Genomic DNA, 16,774 nt, shown 5'->3' with positions numbered 1-16,774 from the left:
ACGCGCGGGCTGCATAGGCTGCGGGCATGACGGTCCGGCTCACCCGCATCTACACCAAGACCGGTGACGCCGGCGAGACCCACCTCGGCGACATGAGCCGGGTGTCCAAGACCGACCCCCGGTTGGTGGCCTACGCCGACGTCGACGAGACCAACTCGGTCCTCGGGGTCGCGCTGGCGCTGGGCTCACCCACCGCCGGGCTGACCGAGCTGCTGCGCAGCGTGCAGAACGACCTGTTCGACGTCGGCGCCGACCTGTGCACCCCGATCACGCCCGACCCGGAGTACCCGCCGCTGCGGATCACCCCCGCCTACACCGAACGCCTCGAGGCGGCCTGCGACGAGCACAACGAGGCGCTGCCGAAGCTGGCGTCGTTCATCCTGCCCGGCGGCACACCGCTGGCCGCGCTGCTGCACCAGTCGCGCACCGTGGCGCGGCGGGCCGAGCGCAGCGTGTGGGCGCTGCTGCACGCCGATGCCGAGCGGACCAACCCGGAGACCGCGAAGTACCTCAACAGGCTGTCGGACCTGCTGTTCATCCTGTCCCGGGAGGCCAACCCCGGCGGGGACGTGCTGTGGGAGCCGGGTGCGCACAGCGGCGCGCACGCGCAGCGCGCCGCGATGCAGCAGGGCGACTAGCGACCCAGCGGCGGGGCCGACTCGATCCAGGAGAGGAAGCCGGTCACCGTCGAGGAGTCCATGGCCAGCTCCTGCGGCCCGGCCCCGGTGCGGCAGATGAGCACCTGGCTGTCGTCGGGCACCGCGCCGTCCTCGACGGTCGGGCGGCGCCGGCCCTCGACGTGGAACTCGCTGCGGCACAGCCGCTGCGTGGGCCGCACCGACAGCGAGAGGGCCCGGTACCAGAGCAGCTGCTCACCGGAGTACCAGGCGACGCCGACCGACCAGCGCGGGGCACCGACCGGTCGCAGCCACATGGTGACCGCGCCGAGACCGGAGAGCAGGAACCGGCGGCGCAGGACGAACGTCGCGACCAGGGCGACCACGGCCACGGCCAGCAGGACGAGCAGGACGGTGGTCACCGTCGTCGTCCCGGCCGCCGGCCCGCCCGAGGCCTCAGGCCGCCTGACCCGCCGCGCGGAGGCGGGACTGGGCCCGGCGGGCGGCGGCGAGGGCGTCCTCGTCGTCGTCGGAGGCCGCCTCGGCGCGGCGCAGCGCCTCGCGGGCCCGCTCCACGTCGATCTCGGTCGAGATCTCAGCGGTCTCGGCCAGGATGGAGACCCCCTGCTCGGTGACCGACAGGAAGCCGCCGTGCGCGGCCACGACCAGGTCCTCGCCGCCCTCGACCCGGATGGTCACCACGCCGCCGGGGGCGAGCTCACCGAGCAGCGGGGCGTGCCCGGGCAGGACGCCGAGCTCGCCCTCGGTGGTACGGGCGATCACCATCGTCGCCTCGCCGGACCAGATCCGGCGCTCGACGGCCACGAGCTCGACCTGCAGGGTCGCCACGACACTCCTCGGGGTCCACCGGACTTGCCGGTGCGCTGGTCGCCTCACGGCGACGGGTCAGAAAGAGTCTAGCCGCCGCAGGTGTCCGGGCCGTTGGCCCCGTCGCAGGGGCCCGCGCCGAGCCCGCGAGGCGTGGGGGGCGACGGGGTCCTTCACCTAGCCGCCGCAGGTGTCCGGGCCGTTGGCCCCGTCGCAGGGACCCGCGCCGAGCCCGCGAGGCGTGGGGGGCGACGGGGTCCTTCCCCTACTGGGGGCGCTGGTCAGAGACCGCGGCGGTAGAGCAGGGTCCACCGACCGAGGCGGACCAGCGGGCGGCGGACCACCGAGCTCGGCGCCCATTCGTCGATGTCGAAGCGCGGGGTGTCCGCAGGCGGTGGCGGGGCGTAGGGCGGCCAGCACCAGTCACCGTCGACGGCCGGCAGCGGGGCCGAGGGATGCTCGGCGGCGGAAGGGGTCGGGAGCGGGTCGGCGGGGGCCGGCGGCGCGCCGAGGACCGGGGACGCTCCGGGGTTCGGGCTGTCGTCCACGCTGGTTCTCCTGCCGCGCACCGGCGGTCTGCCGGTGCTCTCTCCGTGATCTTCGAGTCCCACCCTGCCCCGCCGCGAGGGCGGACGGCAACCACCACCCGAACGGGTGGTCGAGGGACGGGGGTCGAGGACGCAGCGCCGCGGCCTCGGCGTCGATGCTAGTGGGGCTCCTGGGACGGCGCCGCACGGGCCCGCGGACGACGACGGCCGGGCACCCCCGTGGGGGCACCCGGCCGTCGTGGCGCCGGAGCGTGCGACTACTTGGTCAGCTTCGCCGCGTTCGCCTCGAGGTCCTCGAGACCACCGCACATGAAGAACGCCTGCTCGGGGACGTGGTCGTACTCGCCCTCGGTGAGCGCCTTGAACGCCTGCAGCGTCTCCGACAGCGGGACGAAGGAGCCCGGCTGACCGGTGAAGGCCTCGGCCACGAACATGTTCTGGGAGAGGAACCGCTCGATGCGGCGGGCCCGGTTCACGGTGACCTTGTCCTCCTCACCGAGCTCGTCGATGCCGAGGATCGCGATGATGTCCTGCAGCTCCTGGTAGCGCTGCAGGATCCGCTTGACCTCCGACGCGATGTCGTAGTGCTCCTGGCCCACGTACTGCGCGTCGAGGATCCGGCTGGTGGAGTCCAGCGGGTCGACGGCGGGGTAGATGCCCTTCTCCGAGATCGGCCGCGACAGGTTCGTCGTGGCGTCCAGGTGGGCGAACGTGGTGTGCGGGGCCGGGTCGGTGATGTCGTCGGCGGGCACGTAGATGGCCTGCAGCGAGGTGATGGACCGACCGCGGGTCGAGGTGATCCGCTCCTGCAGCTCGCCCATCTCGTCGGCCAGGGTCGGCTGGTACCCCACGGCGGAGGGCATGCGGCCCAGCAACGTGGAGACCTCGGACCCGGCCTGGGTGAACCGGAAGATGTTGTCGATGAAGAGGAGGACGTCCTGGTCCTTCTCGTCGCGGAAGTACTCCGCCATCGTCAGCGCCGACAGCGCGACCCGCAGGCGCGTGCCCGGCGGCTCGTCCATCTGGCCGAAGACCAGCGCGGTGGAGTTGATGACGCCGGACTCGGTCATCTCGGTGATGAGGTCGTTGCCCTCGCGGGTGCGCTCGCCGACGCCGGCGAACACCGAGACACCGCCGAACTCCTGGGCGACCCGGCGGATCATCTCCTGGATGAGGACGGTCTTGCCGACGCCGGCCCCGCCGAACAGCCCGATCTTCCCGCCCTTGATGTAGGGGGTCAGCAGGTCGATGACCTTGATGCCGGTCTCCAGCATCTCGGTGCGGCCCTCGAGCTGGTCGAACTTCGGCGCGTGCCGGTGGATGGTCCAGCGCTCGCCGTCGGCGCCGTGGCCGGGCTCGTCCAGGCAGACGCCGAGGGCGTTGAAGACGTGCCCGGTGACCTGGTCGCCGACCGGGACCGAGATGGCCGAGCCGGTGTCGCGGACCTCGGCCCCGCGGACCAGGCCGTCGGTGGGCTCCATCGAGATGGTGCGCACGACGTTGTCCCCGAGGTGCTGGGCGACCTCGAGGGTGAGGGTCTTGCCCAGGTCGGCGAGGGTGACGTCGACGTGCAGGGCGTTGAACAGCTCGGGCATCGAGTCGCGGGGGAACTCCACGTCGACGACCGGGCCGGTGACCCGGACGACGCGGCCGGAGCCGGTGGTCTCGCTCGTGCTCGGACGGTCCTCGGTGAGGGTCATCGCTGGTTCTCCTGGCTGGTGGTGGACGTGCGCGCATGCGTGGTCACGGGGTCAGATGTCCGACCCGCTGGACACGAGGGCGTCGGCGCCGCCGACGATCTCGCTGATCTCCTGGGTGATGCCGGCCTGGCGGGCGGCGTTCGCCTGCCGGGAGAGGTTCTTGGCCAGCTCCTCGGCGTTGTCGGAGGCGGACTTCATCGCCCGGCGCCGGGACGCCGACTCCGAGGCCGCCGACTCGAGCATGGCCGCGTAGATGCGGGTGCTGATGTACTTCGGCAGCAGCGCGTCCAGCAGCGCCTCGGCGGAGGGCTCGAACTCGTAGGAGGTGGGGACGTCGGTCGACCTCTGGCCGGCCTGGGCGTCCTCGCGCTCGTGCTCGAACTCCTCCACCTCCTCGACCTCCAGGGGCGCCATGCGCTTGGCGACGGGCACCTGGGAGAGCAGGGAGCGGAATTCGGTGTAGACGATGTGCAGCTCGTCGACGCCCTCGATGCCGTCGGCGTTGCCCGTGTCGTCGTCCTCACCGGCGGTGAAGGCGTCGATCAGGGTGCTGCCCACGGCCTGGGCGTCGGAGTAGGCCGGCTGCTCGGAGAACCCGGTCCACGTGTCGACCATCGGCCGGTCGCGGAACCGGTAGTAGGTCTCGCCCTTGCGGCCGACGACGTAGAGCACCGGGTCCTTGCCCTCGCTGCGCAGCAGCGCGAGCAGCTCCTCGGTCCGGCGCAGCACGTTGACGTTGTAGGACCCCGCGAAGCCGCGGTCGGAGGTGATGACCAGCACCGCCACCCGGCCCGGCTTGTCCCGCTCGGTGAGCAGCGGGTGGTCCAGGCTCGCCGAGGACGCCAGGGCCGAGAGCACCTTGGTGATCTCGCGGGCGTAGGGCTTGGAGGCCTCCACCCGGTTCTGGGCGCGCACGATGCGGGCACCGGCGATCAGTTCCTGGGCCGAGAAGATCTTCTTCGTCGACCGGGTGGAGCGGATGCGGCGCCTCAGCTGCCGGAGCGATGCGGCCATGTCAGCCCTTCTTCTTGACCTGGACGCGCTCCTGGCCGCGCTCGGACGCGTCCATCGCCTCGACCTCGGGCTCGTTCACCTTCAGCGACTCGCCGTCGCTGGTGGTGAACTGGCCGTAGAAGGAGTCGACGGCGGACTCGAGCGAGGCCACGGTGTCGTCCTCGAGCTTGAGCGAGGTCCGGATGGCGTCCAGCGCACCGGAGTCACCGCGGGACAGGTAGTCCAGGAACTCGGACTCGAAGCGGCGCACGTCGCCGACCGGGACGACGTCGAGCTTGCCGCGGGTGCCCAGCCACAGGGAGACCACCTCGCGCTCCAGGGAGAACGGCGCGTACTGGCCCTGCTTGAGCAGCTCGACCAGGCGCTGACCGCGGTCCAGGGTGGCGCGGGAGGAGGCGTCCAGGTCCGAGGAGAAGGAGGAGAACGCCTCCAGCTCGCGGTACTGGGCCAGGTCCAGGCGCAGCCGGCCGGCGACGGCCTTCATGGCCTTCGTCTGCGCCGAGCCGCCGACCCGGGACACCGAGATGCCGACGTTGATGGCCGGGCGGACACCGGAGTTGAACAGACCGGTCTCGAGGAAGATCTGCCCGTCGGTGATCGAGATGACGTTGGTCGGGATGTAGGCCGAGACGTCGTTGCCCTTGGTCTCGATGATCGGCAGGCCCGTCTGGGAGCCGGCACCGAGGTCGTCGGACAGCTTCGCGCAGCGCTCCAGCAGGCGGGAGTGCAAGTAGAAGACGTCGCCGGGGTAGGCCTCGCGGCCCGGCGGGCGGCGCAGCAGCAGGGAGACGGCGCGGTAGGCCTCGGCCTGCTTGGACAGGTCGTCGAACACGATGAGGACGTGCTTGCCCTCGTACATCCAGTGCTGGCCGATGGCCGAGCCGGTGTAGGGCGCGATGTACTTGAAGCCCGCGGAGTCCGAGGCGGGGGCGGCGACGATGGTGGTGTACTCCATCGCCCCGGCGTCCTCCAGCGCGGCCTTGACGCCGGCGATGGTGGAGCCCTTCTGGCCGACGGCGACGTAGATGCAGCGGACCTGCTGCTTCGGGTCGCCGGTGGCCCAGGCCGCCTTCTGGTTGATGATCGTGTCGATCGCGATCGCGGTCTTGCCGGTCTGGCGGTCGCCGATGATCAGCTGGCGCTGGCCGCGGCCGATCGGGGTCATGGCGTCGATGGCCTTGATCCCGGTGGCCAGCGGCTCGCCGACGGACTGGCGCTGGACCACCGAGGGGGCCTGCAGCTCCAGCGCGCGGCGCTCGCTGGTCTCGATCTCGCCGCCGCCGTCGATGGGCATGCCCAGCGGGTCGACGACGCGGCCGAGGAAGCCCTCGCCGACGGGCACCGAGAGGACCTGTCCGGTGCGGCGCACCGTCTGGCCTTCCTCGATCGAGGCGAAGTCGCCGAGGATGACCACGCCGACCTCGCGCACGTCGAGGTTCAGGGCCAGCCCGCGCACGCCGCCCTCGAACTCCAGGAGCTCGTTGGTCATGACCGAGGGCAGGCCCTCGACCCGGGCGATGCCGTCGCCGGCCTCGGTGACGGTGCCGACCTCCTCGCGGGAGACGTCGGTGCTGTAGTCACTGACGTAGTTCTGGATGGCACTGCGGATCTCGTCCGCGGAGATCGTGAGCTCGGCCATGGCCCTGGGTGTCCTCTTCCCTGCTCAGGTTCTGTCTGTGGTGGTGGGGGTCAGCCGGCGAAGCGCCGGCCGGCCGCTGCCAGCCGGTTGGCGATGCTGCCGTCGACGATCTCGTCGCCGACCCGGATGACCAGGCCCCCGACGATCGAGGGGTCGACCTGGACCTGCAGGCCGATGGTGCGCCCGTACGTCCGCTCGAGGATCCCCGTCAGCCGCTGCCGCTGGGCGTCGCTCAGCTCGACGGCGCTGACCACGTGCGCGACCGACTGGCCGCGCCGGGCCGAGGCCGCCTCGGAGAGGCGCTCGACGGCGACCGCTGCGTTGTGCACGTGCCGGCTCGTCAGGGAGTTCCTGACCAGCCGCTCGGTGACCGGCGAGACCTTGCCCGACAGCAGCCGGTCCAGCAGCGCGGTCTTCCCCGCACGGTTGGCGGCGGGGTCGCCGAGCAGCCTGCCCAGCTCCTGGTCGCCGTCGACGATCCGGCCGAACCGGAAGAGCTCGTCCTCGACGGTGTCCAGCTCGCCGCGGGCCTCCGCGGCGTCCAGCGCCGCGTCGGTGGCGAGGGTCTCCACCGCCTCGACCAGGTCCAGCGGGCGCGACCAGCGCTGCCGGGCCACGGTCTGCACGACGTCGAGGGCGGCGTCGCCGACCTTGCCGGTCAGCAGCCGCGCGACCACCCCGGCCCGGTCGTCGGGCCGGACCGACGCGTCGGCCAGGGCCCGCCGGAGCGAGACCTGGCCGCCGAGCAGGTCGGCCACGGCGAACAGGTCGTCGGCCAGGCCGATGAGGCCCTGGCCGTCGGACCGGGCACCCGAGGGCCCGCCGGTGTGGGTGGCCAGGCGTTCGCGGCAGTGCGCGAGCGCCTCGCGGCTGGCGGCCTGCATCAGCGGTCGCCCTGGGGGGTCGCGCCCGGGGTCGAGGAGGACATGGCGTCCAGCTCGTCCAGGAATCGGTCGACCGTGCCGCGGCGGCGGGCCTCGTCCTCGAGGGACTCCCCCACCACGCGACCGGCCAGCGTCACGGCCATGGATCCGATCTGCCCGCGCAGCTCGTTGACCACCTGCTGGCGGGAGGCAGCGAGCTGCTCCTCGCCGCGGGCGACGATCCGGGCCGACTCCTCCTGGGCCTGGGTGCGCAGCTCCTCGAGGATCTGCTGGCCCTCGGCCCGGGCGGCGTCACGGATCTGCGCGGCCTCGGTGCGGGCCTCGGCCAGCTGCGCGCGGTACTGCTCCAGCGCGGCCTTGGCCTCGGCCTGGGCGGCCTCCGCCCGCTCGATGCCGCCCTCGATCGCGTTGCGCCGCTCCTGGAACGTCTTCTCGATCATCGGGAAGACGAACTTCACGACGACGAACGCCAGGATCGCGAACGTGATGAGGCCGACGATGATCTCGCCGACAGGAGGCAGAAGCGGGTTCTGCTCACCTTCTGCAGCGAAGATGTGCACGGAGGTCACCTCCTGATGGTCTCGGTGCGGGGGTCAGCCGGGATCAGGGCTGGCCGGCGCCGAAGATGAAGGGGACGACCAGGCCGATGAGCGCGAGCGCCTCGGACAGGGCGGCGCCGAGGAAGGCGTAGGTGCGGGTCAGGCCGGCCGACTCGGGCTGGCGGGCGGTCGCCTGGATGTAGGCGGCCCACACGATGCCCACACCGATGCCGGGGCCGATGGCGGCGAGGCCGTAGCCGACGGAACCGATGCTGCCGTAGATCTCCGCGAGAACGTCCATTGCGGGGTGTTCCTCCTGTGTCGGTCACCCGGGGTGGTCCCGGGTGGCTGGCGGGGTGGTGCGTCTGGGGGTCGAACGGGTCGAGGAGCGGGCCTCAGTGGCCCTCCTCCACGGCTCCGTTCAGGTAGGTGGCGGTGAGGACGGTGAAGACGTAGGCCTGCAGCACGATCACCAGCACCTCGAAGAAGGTCATGAACAACGCCATGAGGAAGGAGAACGGCGCGAACACGAAGGAGAAGTTCTCGCCGACCTTGCCCAGCAGGTACACCGTGCCGAGGGAGAACACCACCAGCAGCATGTGGCCGGCGAACAGGTTGGCGAAGAGTCGGACCGCCAGGGTGAACGGCCGGATGATGAAGACCTGGAGCAGCTCGATCGGCGTCACCAGGATCAGGAAGACCGGCGGCACGCCCGGCGGGACGGCGACCTCCTTGAGGTAGCCCCCCAGGCCCTTGTTCTTGATCGAGACCGCGTTGTAGAGGATGTAGACCAGGATCGCCAGCACCAGCGGGTAGGCGAACTTGCTCATCGGCGAGATCTGGAAGAACGGGATGATGCTCATCGCGTTGTTCGCCAGGATGAAGAAGAACAGCGCACCCAGGAACGGGACGAACGGCTTGTACTTCGGGCCGATGACGTCGCGGGCGATGTTGTCCCGGACGAGGCTGTAGCCGCCCTCGAGCAAGAACTGCGCCTTGCGCGGCACGACGGTCATCCGCCGGCTGGCCAGCACCAGGAAGGCGAGGATCGCGGCGGTGGCGATCCAGGAGATCACCGTGATGCGGGTGATCGTGAAGTCGATCCCGAAGATCGAGAACTCGGCCAGCGCCGGCGGGTAGAACTCGGCGATGCTCGGCGCGACGAAGCCGCCGCCGGGGTCGCTCTCGACCGCGAGCACGCTGGCGAGCGCGGAGGCGCTGGAGGTCACCGGTGTCCCTTCTGCGTCATCTGCTGCGCCCGTGGCCGGCTCCGTCGTCCGCCCGGGGTCCTGCGGTAGGTCGTGTAGCTCGTCGAGCTGATCTTGCTGTAGCTGGTCGAGCTGATCCTGACCGGCTCGTCGCCGGCCGCACCGTACTTGACCACGACCAGGTAGATGGCCGACGCCAGCCCGAGGAGCATGCCGACGACCACGAACAGACGGGTCTCCAGCCAGCGGTCCAGCAGCCACCCGGCCCCGCCCCACACGACCAGCCCGGACAGCAGGGTCCCGGTGATCCCCCACCCGACGTCGGCACCGCTGCGGTGCGTCTGCGCGGACGGGGAGGGGTCAGGTCGGCGGCCACCGTTCTGCGGGGAGGCGCTGTCCATCACATCGGACACTATCAGCCGCCTGTGGACGCCTGACCGGGGTCTTCTACAGGCTGTCGCAGAACGCCCGGATCGGGTGACGCCGCAGGTCGTGCAGGGGGTGCCGGCGGGGTCGTGTAGTACAGCTGACGGGTCCACACCCAGCGCGCCTGCACCCCGCTCCACAGCAGCGCCCCGGCGATCACCGCCCAGGCGGTCGCCGTGCGGTCGGGCACCCCGTCGGCGGGCAGCGCGGAGAGCAGCGCGTAGAACCCGATGATCTTGACCATGAAGGCGCCCAGGGCCGCGGGCAGGGTGAACGAGTCGTCGATCTTGCCGGCCCAGGCGATCGCGTAGCCGGACAGGCAGAAGAAGGCCGTGGTGATCGCGGCGCCGAGCACGACGCCCAGCGCCTCGGGCCACCCGGCGAGCAGCCCGACCACCGGGACGGCGACCAGCGCCAGACCGCCGGTGACCAGCGCACCCGCCCGCAGGGAGGACAGGTCCCACGGACCGGCCGCGCTGCGCGGCCCGGTGCGGGCGGCCGGACGGGTCATCGGGGTGCTCCGGTGGGGTCGGGGGTGCGTGGGGAGGGGCTGGTTCCTCCCCGTGACGGTACGGCCGGCCGCTGCCGGGACCCGGGGCGGCGGCGCCACCACCGGCCCGCCCGGGCGACGCGGGCCTCCGAGGCGGCCACCGACGCCGCCGTCCGCTCGGCCCGGCGGGCGCGCGGGCTGAGGACCACGACCACGCCCACCACGAGCAGGGTGCCCACCACCACCAGCAGCTCGACGCGTCCACCGGTGATCGACAGCGCGACCGCACCGAAGCTGAGCAGCGCTGCCCAGAAGTACATGATCAGCACCGCGCGCCGGTGCGAGTGGCCGATGGACAGCAGTCGGTGGTGCAGGTGCATCTTGTCCGGGCTGAAGGGCGACTGGCCCTTGCGGGTGCGGCGCACGACGGCGAGCACCAGGTCGGTGAACGGGATGAACAGCACCGCGAGCGGGATGAGCAGCGGCAGGGCCAGCGGCAGGATGCTGGCCGCTGAGTCGAAGCTCTGGGTGTCCACCCGGCCGGTGGCCGACACCGCGGCCGCCGACAGCATCAGCCCGACCAGCATCGAGCCGGAGTCGCCCATGAAGATCCGGGCCGGGGAGAAGTTGTGCGGCAGGAAGCCCAGGCACGCCCCGGCCAGCACGGCGGTGATCAGGGCCGGCGCCGAGGCGGTGTCGCCGTAGCCGACCAGGCCGAGGTTGTAGCTGTAGGCGAACAGCGCGATCGCCGAGATGGCCGAGACCCCGGCGGCCAGGCCGTCCAGGCCGTCGATGAAGTTCAGCGCATTGACCACCAGCACCGTGGTCAGGATGGTCAGCGGCACACCGGTGTCGCCGAGGATCAGGGTGCCGATGTTGCCGAAGGGCAGGAAGACGTACAAGAACTGCACCCCGAGCAGCACCATCACACCGGCGCAGGCGATCTGGCCGGTGAGCTTGGTGAGCGCGTCGATCTCGAAGCGGTCGTCCAGCACCCCGAGCAGGCAGATCAGGCCCCCGGCGACGAGGACGGCGTAGGTCTGGGAGTCGTCGAAGGTGCGCTGCAGCGCCGGCAACTTGCTGGCCACCAGGACGGCGGCGGCCACCCCGGCGTACATGGCCACCCCTCCCCCGCGCGGGGTGGGGATGACGTGCACGTCCCGCGCGCGGACCGCCGAGACGACCTTCAGCCGCATCGCCAGCATCCGCACCACCGGCGTGGTCAGGTAGGTGACCAGCGCCGCGGTGAGGCAGACGACGACGTACTCGCGCACGAGGGGTTCGGGCTCCGTCCGGGAAGGGCGACGACGGCGCCCACGGTATCCCGCGGGGCTGGGTGCGCCCGGGACCTCGGCTACTCGACGAGGGCGGGCACCACCGCGCGCAGCGCCTCGACGTCGACCGCGCCGACGCGCAGCACGCGGGGGCGGTCACCGGTGCAGTCGACGATCGTGCTGGGCGCGCCGACCTCGCGGGGGCCGTCGTCCAGGACCACCGCGGCGTGCTCACCGAGCTGGTACTCGGCCTGCTCGGCGCTGGTCGCGGCCGGCCGGCCGGAGCGGTTGGCGCTGGAGACCGCCAGCGGGCCGGTGCGGCGGAGCAGGTCGCGGGCGACGTCGTCGTCGGGCAGCCGGACGGCGACCGTGCCCTCGCTCTCGCCCAGGTCCCACGACAGCGTCGGGGTGTGCTCCATCACCAGGGTCAGCCCCCCGGGCCAGAACTCCCGCGCCAGCGCGTGCGCGTCCGGCGGCACGACGGTGACCAGGCCGGCCAGGGTCGAGGCCTCGGGCACCAGCACCGGCACCGGCATGTGCCGGCCGCGGTTCTTGGCCGCCAGCAGACGGGCGACGGCGTCGGGGGTGAAGGCGTCGGCGGCGACCCCGTAGACGGTGTCGGTGGGCAGCAGCACGAGCTCCCCGCGGGAGAGGGCGGCAGCGGCGGCGGCGATGCCCGCGGCGCGCTGCTCGGGGTCGGTGCAGTCGTAGACGTCGGCCACGGGTGCCCAGTCTCCCCCACCTAGGCTGCGGCCCGTGCGCGGGTGGCTGCTGGTGGTCCTGCTGGTGCTGACGGCCTGCTCGGCGCCCACCGACGGCGGGGTGGACGGCCCGCCGTGGGGGCTGCGGGTGGACTACCAGCTCGGCGGCGCGTACGAGCCGGCCGACGGCGTCACCGGGGTGGTCCGTGACCGCACCGACCCGCCGGCGCCGGGGCTGTGGTCGGCCTGCTACGTCAACGCCTTCCAGACCCAGCCGGGTAGCGACGAGGTGCCGCAGGACCTGCAGCTGCGCACGCCGGACGGCCAGCGCGTCGAGGACCCGGACTGGCCCGGGGAGTTCCTGCTCGACATCTCGACGCCGCAGCTGCGCGCGCGGGTGGCCGAGCTGGTCGGGTCGTGGGTCGACGGGTGCGCGGCCGACGGGTTCGACGCGGTGGAACCGGACAACCTGGACAGCTGGACCCGGTCCGACGGCCTGCTCACCCGGGCCGACGCCGAGGCGATGACCCGGCTGCTCGTCGACCGCGCGCACGCCGCGGGCCTGGACATCGCGCAGAAGAACGCCGCTGAGCTCGACGGCGCCGCCCTGGGCCTGGACTACGCGGTCACCGAGCAGTGCCAGGTGCACGACGAGTGCGACGTCTACACCGACGCCTACGGCGACCGGGTCATCGAGGTGGAGTACACCGACGACGCGTTCGCCGAGGCCTGCGCCGCTCGGGGCGACCGGGTCGCGGTGCAGCGCCGGGACCTGGACGTGTCGGTGCCGGGCAGCGAGGGCTACACGTCCCGGTTCTGCAGCTGAGCGGTGGTGAAGCGGGGCCGGCCGGCGAGGTCGGGGTGGTCGGCCACGCCGGTGAAGCCGCCGTGCGCGCGCACCAGCGCCGGCAGCGAGGTGCCCTGCGCGTCGGCGTGCTCGATCGCCAGCAGGCCACCGGGCCGCAGCAGCCGGGCCGCCGTCCGCAGCAGGCCGCGGACGACGTCCAGGCCGTCGGGGCCGCCCCACAGCGCCAGCGGCGGGTCGTGGTCGGCGACCTCGCGCGGCAGCCGGGCGTCGTCGGGCACGTAGGGCGGGTTGGAGACGACGACGTCGACGGTGCCGTCGAGGTCGCTCAGCAGTGCGGGGTCGGTCATGTCCCCGGCCAGCACGGTGACCGGGGTGTCCCCGGCGTCGGCACGGGCGGCGGCGTTGACCCGGGTCCAGGCGATGGCGTCGGGGTCGCGCTCCACGGCGGTGACCCGGGCACCGGGGTGTTCGTGCGCGACCGACAGCGCGATGGCGCCCGAGCCGGTGCCGAGGTCGACCACGACCGGGGCGTCCGTGCCGGCCACCCGGTCGAGCACCCAGCCCGCGACGAGCTCGGTCTCCGGCCGCGGCACGAACACCCCGGGGCCGACGGCGAGCTCGAGGTGCCGGAAGGGTGCCCGTCCGGTGAGGTGCTGCAGCGGCACCCGGTCGGCGCGCTGGGCGAGGAGGCCCTCGAAGCGGCCGGGGTCGGCGACGTCGGCGAGGGTGAGCAGCCGCTGCCGGGGGACGCCGAGGGCGTGGGCGAGCAGCAGCTCGGCGTCCGTGCGGGGGGACTCCACGCCGGCGTCGGCCAGCCGCCGGGTGGCGGCGGCCAGCAGGTCGCGCGGGCTCAGCTGCCGGCCTCGAGGAGCTCGGCGGTGTGCGCGGTGACCAGCGCGTCGATCACGGCGTCGAGGTCGCCGTCGAGCACGGCGTCCAGGTTGTGCGCCTTGAACCCGACGCGGTGGTCGGAGATGCGGTTCTCCGGGTAGTTGTAGGTGCGCACCCGCTCGCTGCGGTCGACGGTGCGGACCTGGCTGCGGCGGGCGTCGGACGCCGTCGCCGCCGCCTCCTCCCGCGCGGCGGCCAGCAGCCGGGAGCGCAGCACGCGCAGCGCGGACTCCTTGTTCTGCAGCTGGCTCTTCTCGTTCTGCGAGCTGACGACGGTGCCGGTGGGCAGGTGGGTGATCCGGACGGCGGAGTCGGTGGTGTTCACGCTCTGCCCGCCCGGGCCCGAGGACCGGAAGACGTCGATGCGCAGGTCGGCCGGGTCGATGGTGACGTCGACCTCCTCGGCCTCGGGCAGCACCAGGACGCCGACGGCGGAGGTGTGGATGCGGCCCTGGCTCTCGGTGACCGGCACGCGCTGCACGCGGTGCACGCCGCCCTCGAACTTCAGCCGGGACCAGATGCCCTCGTCGCCGCGGGCCTTGACCGCCACGGCGACGTCCTTGTAGCCACCGAGCTCGGCGTCCACGGCGTCCAGGACCTCGGTGGCCCAGCCGCGGCGCTCGGCGTAGCGCAGGTACATGCGCAGCAGGTCGCCGGCGAACAGCGCGGACTCCGCACCGCCCTCCCCCGCCTTGATCTCCAGGATGACGTCCTTGTCGTCGTCGGGGTCCTTGGGCAGCAGCTGCTCGCGCAGCCGATCCTCCAGCCGCTCGATCTCCGCCTCCAGGGTGCGGGCCTCGGCGGCGAAGGCGGGGTCCTCGTCGGCGAGCTCGCGGGCGGCACCGAGGTCGGCGCGGGCGGCGTCCAGTGCGTGCGAGGTGGCCACGACGGGGGCCAGCGCGGCGTAGCGGCGGGCCAGCCGGCGGGCCCGGGACTGGTCGGCGTGCACGGAGGGCTCGGCGAGCTCCAGCTCGAGGGAGGCGTGCTCGGCCAGCAGGTCGGCCAGCCCGCCGTCCGGTGTCCCGCTCATGACCTCTCCTCGATCGACGTGACCACGACACGACGACGGCGCCCGCCCGCTCCCGGTGGGGAGCGGCGCGGGCGCCGTCGGGGGTGCTACTTGCTCGCGCCGGCGGTGCGCTTGCCGAAGCGCTTCTCGAAGCGGGCCACGCGGCCGCCGGTGTCCAGCACGCGCTGCTTGCCCGTGTAGAAGGGGTGGCAGGCCGAGCACATCTCGACGGTCAGCGTGCCGCCGGGGATGGTGCTGCGGGTGGTGAAGGTGTTGCCACAGCCGCAGGTCACAGCGGTCTCGTGGTAGTCGGGGTGGATGCCGGGCTTCATGTCCCTCGCCCTCTCTCTAGGTCTGTCGCGCAGGCCGGGGTGCGTCGGCCGTGCATGGTGGTGAACGTCGTCGGCGGGCTGGTATTCCGCCTGCGCCGGGGCTCGGTCGGTCAGTCTCCCACACTCAGGAGCTGCGCCCGCCCTGGGGCTGGTCGTCGCGCAGGGTGGTCTTCTGCACCTGCATGAGGAACTCGATGTTGTTGCGGGTCTTCTTCAGCTGACCCAGCAGGAGCTCGAGGGCCTGCTGCGGCTCCAGCCCGGCCAGCACCCGGCGGAGCTTGATGACGATGGCCAGCTCGTCCGGGCTCATCAGCAGCTCCTCCTTGCGGGTGGAGGAGGCGTTGACGTCGACGGCGGGGAAGACCCGCTTGTCGGCCAGCCGCCGGTCGAGCTTGACCTCGGCGTTCCCGGTGCCCTTGAACTCCTCGAAGATGACCGTGTCCATCGTCGAGCCGGTCTCCACCAGCGCCGAGGCGATGATGGTCAGCGAGCCGCCGTTCTCGATGTTGCGGGCGGCACCCAGGAAGCGCTTGGGCGGGTAGAGGGCCGTGGAGTCCACGCCGCCGGACAGGATGCGCCCGCTGGCGGGGGCCGCCAGGTTGTAGGCACGGCCCAGCCGGGTGATGGAGTCCAGCAGGACGACGACGTCGTGGCCCATCTCGACCAGCCGCTTGGCCCGCTCGATCGAGAGCTCCGCGACCGTGGTGTGGTCCGACGGCGGGCGGTCGAAGGTGGAGGCGATGACCTCGCCCTTCACCGACCGCTGCATGTCGGTGACCTCCTCGGGCCGCTCGTCGACCAGGACGACCATGAGGTGGCACTCGGGGTTGTTGGTGGTGATCGCGTTGGCGATCGCCTGCAGCACCATCGTCTTGCCGGCCTTGGGCGGGCTGACGATCAGCGCGCGCTGGCCCTTGCCGATCGGCATGACCAGGTCGATGACCCGGGTGGTGAGCAGGTGCGGCTCGGTCTCCAGCCGCAGCCGGTCCTGCGGGTAGAGCGGGACCAGCTTGGTGAACTCCGGGCGGGTGCGGGCCTGCTCGGGGTCCAGGCCGTTGACCGAGTCCAGCCGGACCAGGGCGTTGTACTTGTCCTTGCGCTCGCCCTCGCGGGGCTGGCGGACCGCACCGGTGATGGCGTCGCCGCGGCGCAGGCCGTAGCGGCGCACCTGGGACAGGGAGACGTAGACGTCGTTGGGCCCGGTCAGGTAGCCCGAGGTGCGGACGAAGGCGTAGTTGTCCAGCACGTCGAGGATGCCGGCGACCGGCAGCAGGACGTCGTCCTCGGCCACGGTGGGCTCGCCCTGGTCGTAGCGGTCGCGCCCGCCCTGGGTGCCGCCGCGCCGGTTGCGGTCGCGGTAGCGGCGGCCGCGACGCCGGCCGTTGCCCTCGAAGTCGTCGTCGTCCTCGTCGTCGCGGGCGTCCCTGCCGGTGTCACGGCCGGTGTCCCGGCCCGTGTCGCGCCCGTTGTCCCGCCCGTCGGTGCGGTCGCCCCGGTTGTCCGGGCCGGCGTTGCCGCCGCGGTTGTCCGGGCGTCCCTCGCCGCGGTTGCGGGTGCGCCCGCGGTCCCCGCGGTCGTCCTCGTGGTCGCGCCCACCGGTGTCCCGGCCGTTGTCGCGGGAGTCGGCGCGCTCGCGCGCGGGGCCCCGGTCGCGGTCGTCGTCCCGGTCCCGGCCGTCGGCACGGCCCTGGTCCCGGCTCTGGTCCCGGCTCTGGTCCCGGCCGTCGGCGCGGCCCTGGTCCCGGTCCCGGCCCTGGTCACGGCCGCCGTCGCGGTCCTCGCCGCGGTTGCGGGAGCGTGCCCGGCCGCCGCGGTCGTCGCGGTCCTGCTCGTCGCGGTCGGCGCCGCGGTCGTCCCGGTCGGTTC

The 16,774-nt window shown here is 72.7% G+C and carries 20 protein-coding genes; 2 read left to right on the top strand and 18 right to left on the bottom strand.

All coding sequences use genetic code 11. The features are described 5' to 3' along the window. Positions 1 to 26 precede the first annotated feature (26 nt). Positions 27 to 638, top strand: coding sequence for a cob(I)yrinic acid a,c-diamide adenosyltransferase (locus tag NH342_RS12660; protein ID WP_253015234.1), 612 nt, complete (start codon positions 27 to 29; stop codon positions 636 to 638). On the opposite strand, the gene NH342_RS12655 is transcribed toward NH342_RS12660, so the two are convergent. From NH342_RS12655 to NH342_RS12590, 14 genes are all read right to left on the bottom strand, one after another. After that, positions 635 to 1,039, bottom strand: coding sequence for a DUF2550 domain-containing protein (locus NH342_RS12655; protein ID WP_253015233.1), 405 nt, complete (start codon positions 1,037 to 1,039; stop codon positions 635 to 637). The two genes, NH342_RS12660 and NH342_RS12655, sit on opposite strands and share 4 nt — an antisense overlap. A gap of 34 nt (positions 1,040 to 1,073) precedes the next feature. Then, on the bottom strand, positions 1,074 to 1,466 hold the full coding sequence (locus tag NH342_RS12650; RefSeq protein WP_253015232.1) for a F0F1 ATP synthase subunit epsilon: 393 nt from the start codon (positions 1,464 to 1,466) through the stop codon (positions 1,074 to 1,076). Between the two features lie 260 nt (positions 1,467 to 1,726). Beyond that, complete coding sequence (locus tag NH342_RS12645; RefSeq protein WP_253015231.1) at positions 1,727 to 1,993, bottom strand: hypothetical protein; 267 nt, start codon at positions 1,991 to 1,993, stop codon at positions 1,727 to 1,729. Between the two features lie 257 nt (positions 1,994 to 2,250). Next, entirely contained in the window at positions 2,251 to 3,693 is a 1,443-nt protein-coding gene (gene atpD, locus NH342_RS12640) for a F0F1 ATP synthase subunit beta (protein ID WP_253015230.1), read from the bottom strand. A 51-nt stretch (positions 3,694 to 3,744) separates the two neighbouring features. After that, positions 3,745 to 4,707 carry a F0F1 ATP synthase subunit gamma gene (locus tag NH342_RS12635; protein ID WP_253015229.1) on the bottom strand — a complete coding sequence of 321 codons (963 nt, stop codon included), beginning with the start codon at positions 4,705 to 4,707 and terminating at the stop codon, positions 3,745 to 3,747. Position 4,708: 1 nt separating this feature from the next. Further along, a complete protein-coding gene (gene atpA / locus NH342_RS12630; RefSeq protein WP_253015228.1) occupies positions 4,709 to 6,346 on the bottom strand; it encodes a F0F1 ATP synthase subunit alpha in 1,638 nt (545 codons plus the stop codon). A 50-nt stretch (positions 6,347 to 6,396) separates the two neighbouring features. Then, positions 6,397 to 7,230, bottom strand: coding sequence for a F0F1 ATP synthase subunit delta (locus NH342_RS12625; RefSeq protein WP_253015227.1), 834 nt, complete (start codon positions 7,228 to 7,230; stop codon positions 6,397 to 6,399). Continuing rightward, complete coding sequence (locus NH342_RS12620; RefSeq protein ID WP_253015226.1) at positions 7,230 to 7,799, bottom strand: F0F1 ATP synthase subunit B; 570 nt, start codon at positions 7,797 to 7,799, stop codon at positions 7,230 to 7,232. The genes NH342_RS12625 and NH342_RS12620 overlap by 1 nt, the downstream gene beginning before the upstream one ends. 34 nt (positions 7,800 to 7,833) lie before the next feature. Beyond that, positions 7,834 to 8,070, bottom strand: coding sequence for an ATP synthase F0 subunit C (gene atpE, locus NH342_RS12615; protein ID WP_091065686.1), 237 nt, complete (start codon positions 8,068 to 8,070; stop codon positions 7,834 to 7,836). A 94-nt stretch (positions 8,071 to 8,164) separates the two neighbouring features. Further along, positions 8,165 to 8,998, bottom strand: a complete 834-nt coding sequence (gene atpB, locus NH342_RS12610) for a F0F1 ATP synthase subunit A (protein ID WP_253015225.1) — start codon at positions 8,996 to 8,998, stop codon at positions 8,165 to 8,167. Beyond that, complete coding sequence (locus NH342_RS12605; RefSeq protein WP_253015224.1) at positions 8,995 to 9,378, bottom strand: AtpZ/AtpI family protein; 384 nt, start codon at positions 9,376 to 9,378, stop codon at positions 8,995 to 8,997. The genes atpB and NH342_RS12605 overlap by 4 nt, the downstream gene beginning before the upstream one ends. A 14-nt stretch (positions 9,379 to 9,392) precedes the next feature. After that, on the bottom strand, positions 9,393 to 9,914 hold the full coding sequence (locus NH342_RS12600) for a hypothetical protein (RefSeq protein ID WP_253015223.1): 522 nt from the start codon (positions 9,912 to 9,914) through the stop codon (positions 9,393 to 9,395). After that, positions 9,911 to 11,167: a glycosyltransferase family 4 protein gene (locus NH342_RS12595; RefSeq protein ID WP_253015222.1), complete on the bottom strand. Its 1,257-nt coding sequence runs from the start codon at positions 11,165 to 11,167 to the stop codon at positions 9,911 to 9,913. Before NH342_RS12595 ends, NH342_RS12600 begins: the two co-directional genes overlap by 4 nt. A gap of 80 nt (positions 11,168 to 11,247) precedes the next feature. Next, a complete protein-coding gene (locus NH342_RS12590) occupies positions 11,248 to 11,889 on the bottom strand; it encodes an L-threonylcarbamoyladenylate synthase (RefSeq protein WP_253015221.1) in 642 nt (213 codons plus the stop codon). A gap of 34 nt (positions 11,890 to 11,923) precedes the next feature. On the opposite strand from NH342_RS12590, the gene NH342_RS12585 reads away from it, so the two are divergent. Beyond that, a complete protein-coding gene (locus NH342_RS12585) occupies positions 11,924 to 12,694 on the top strand; it encodes an endo alpha-1,4 polygalactosaminidase (RefSeq protein WP_253015220.1) in 771 nt (256 codons plus the stop codon). On the opposite strand, the gene prmC is transcribed toward NH342_RS12585, so the two are convergent. From prmC to rho, 4 genes are all read right to left on the bottom strand, one after another. Beyond that, a complete protein-coding gene (prmC, locus tag NH342_RS12580) occupies positions 12,670 to 13,512 on the bottom strand; it encodes a peptide chain release factor N(5)-glutamine methyltransferase (protein ID WP_256480206.1) in 843 nt (280 codons plus the stop codon). The two genes, NH342_RS12585 and prmC, sit on opposite strands and share 25 nt — an antisense overlap. A 14-nt stretch (positions 13,513 to 13,526) precedes the next feature. Further along, a complete protein-coding gene (gene prfA, locus NH342_RS12575; RefSeq protein ID WP_253015218.1) occupies positions 13,527 to 14,597 on the bottom strand; it encodes a peptide chain release factor 1 in 1,071 nt (356 codons plus the stop codon). Between the two features lie 86 nt (positions 14,598 to 14,683). Continuing rightward, positions 14,684 to 14,908 carry a 50S ribosomal protein L31 gene (gene rpmE, locus NH342_RS12570; RefSeq protein ID WP_091555736.1) on the bottom strand — a complete coding sequence of 75 codons (225 nt, stop codon included), beginning with the start codon at positions 14,906 to 14,908 and terminating at the stop codon, positions 14,684 to 14,686. 124 nt (positions 14,909 to 15,032) lie between these two features. After that, positions 15,033 to 16,774 (bottom strand): transcription termination factor Rho (gene rho / locus NH342_RS23900; RefSeq protein WP_305884902.1); only part of this gene is annotated, 1,742 nt, incomplete at its 5' end.

The organism is Klenkia sp. PcliD-1-E (genome assembly GCF_024124375.1).
GTDB lineage: Bacteria > Actinomycetota > Actinomycetes > Mycobacteriales > Geodermatophilaceae > Klenkia.
Note: the sequence above shows the minus strand (reverse complement) of the source record. Positions and strands in the feature narration are given on the sequence as shown.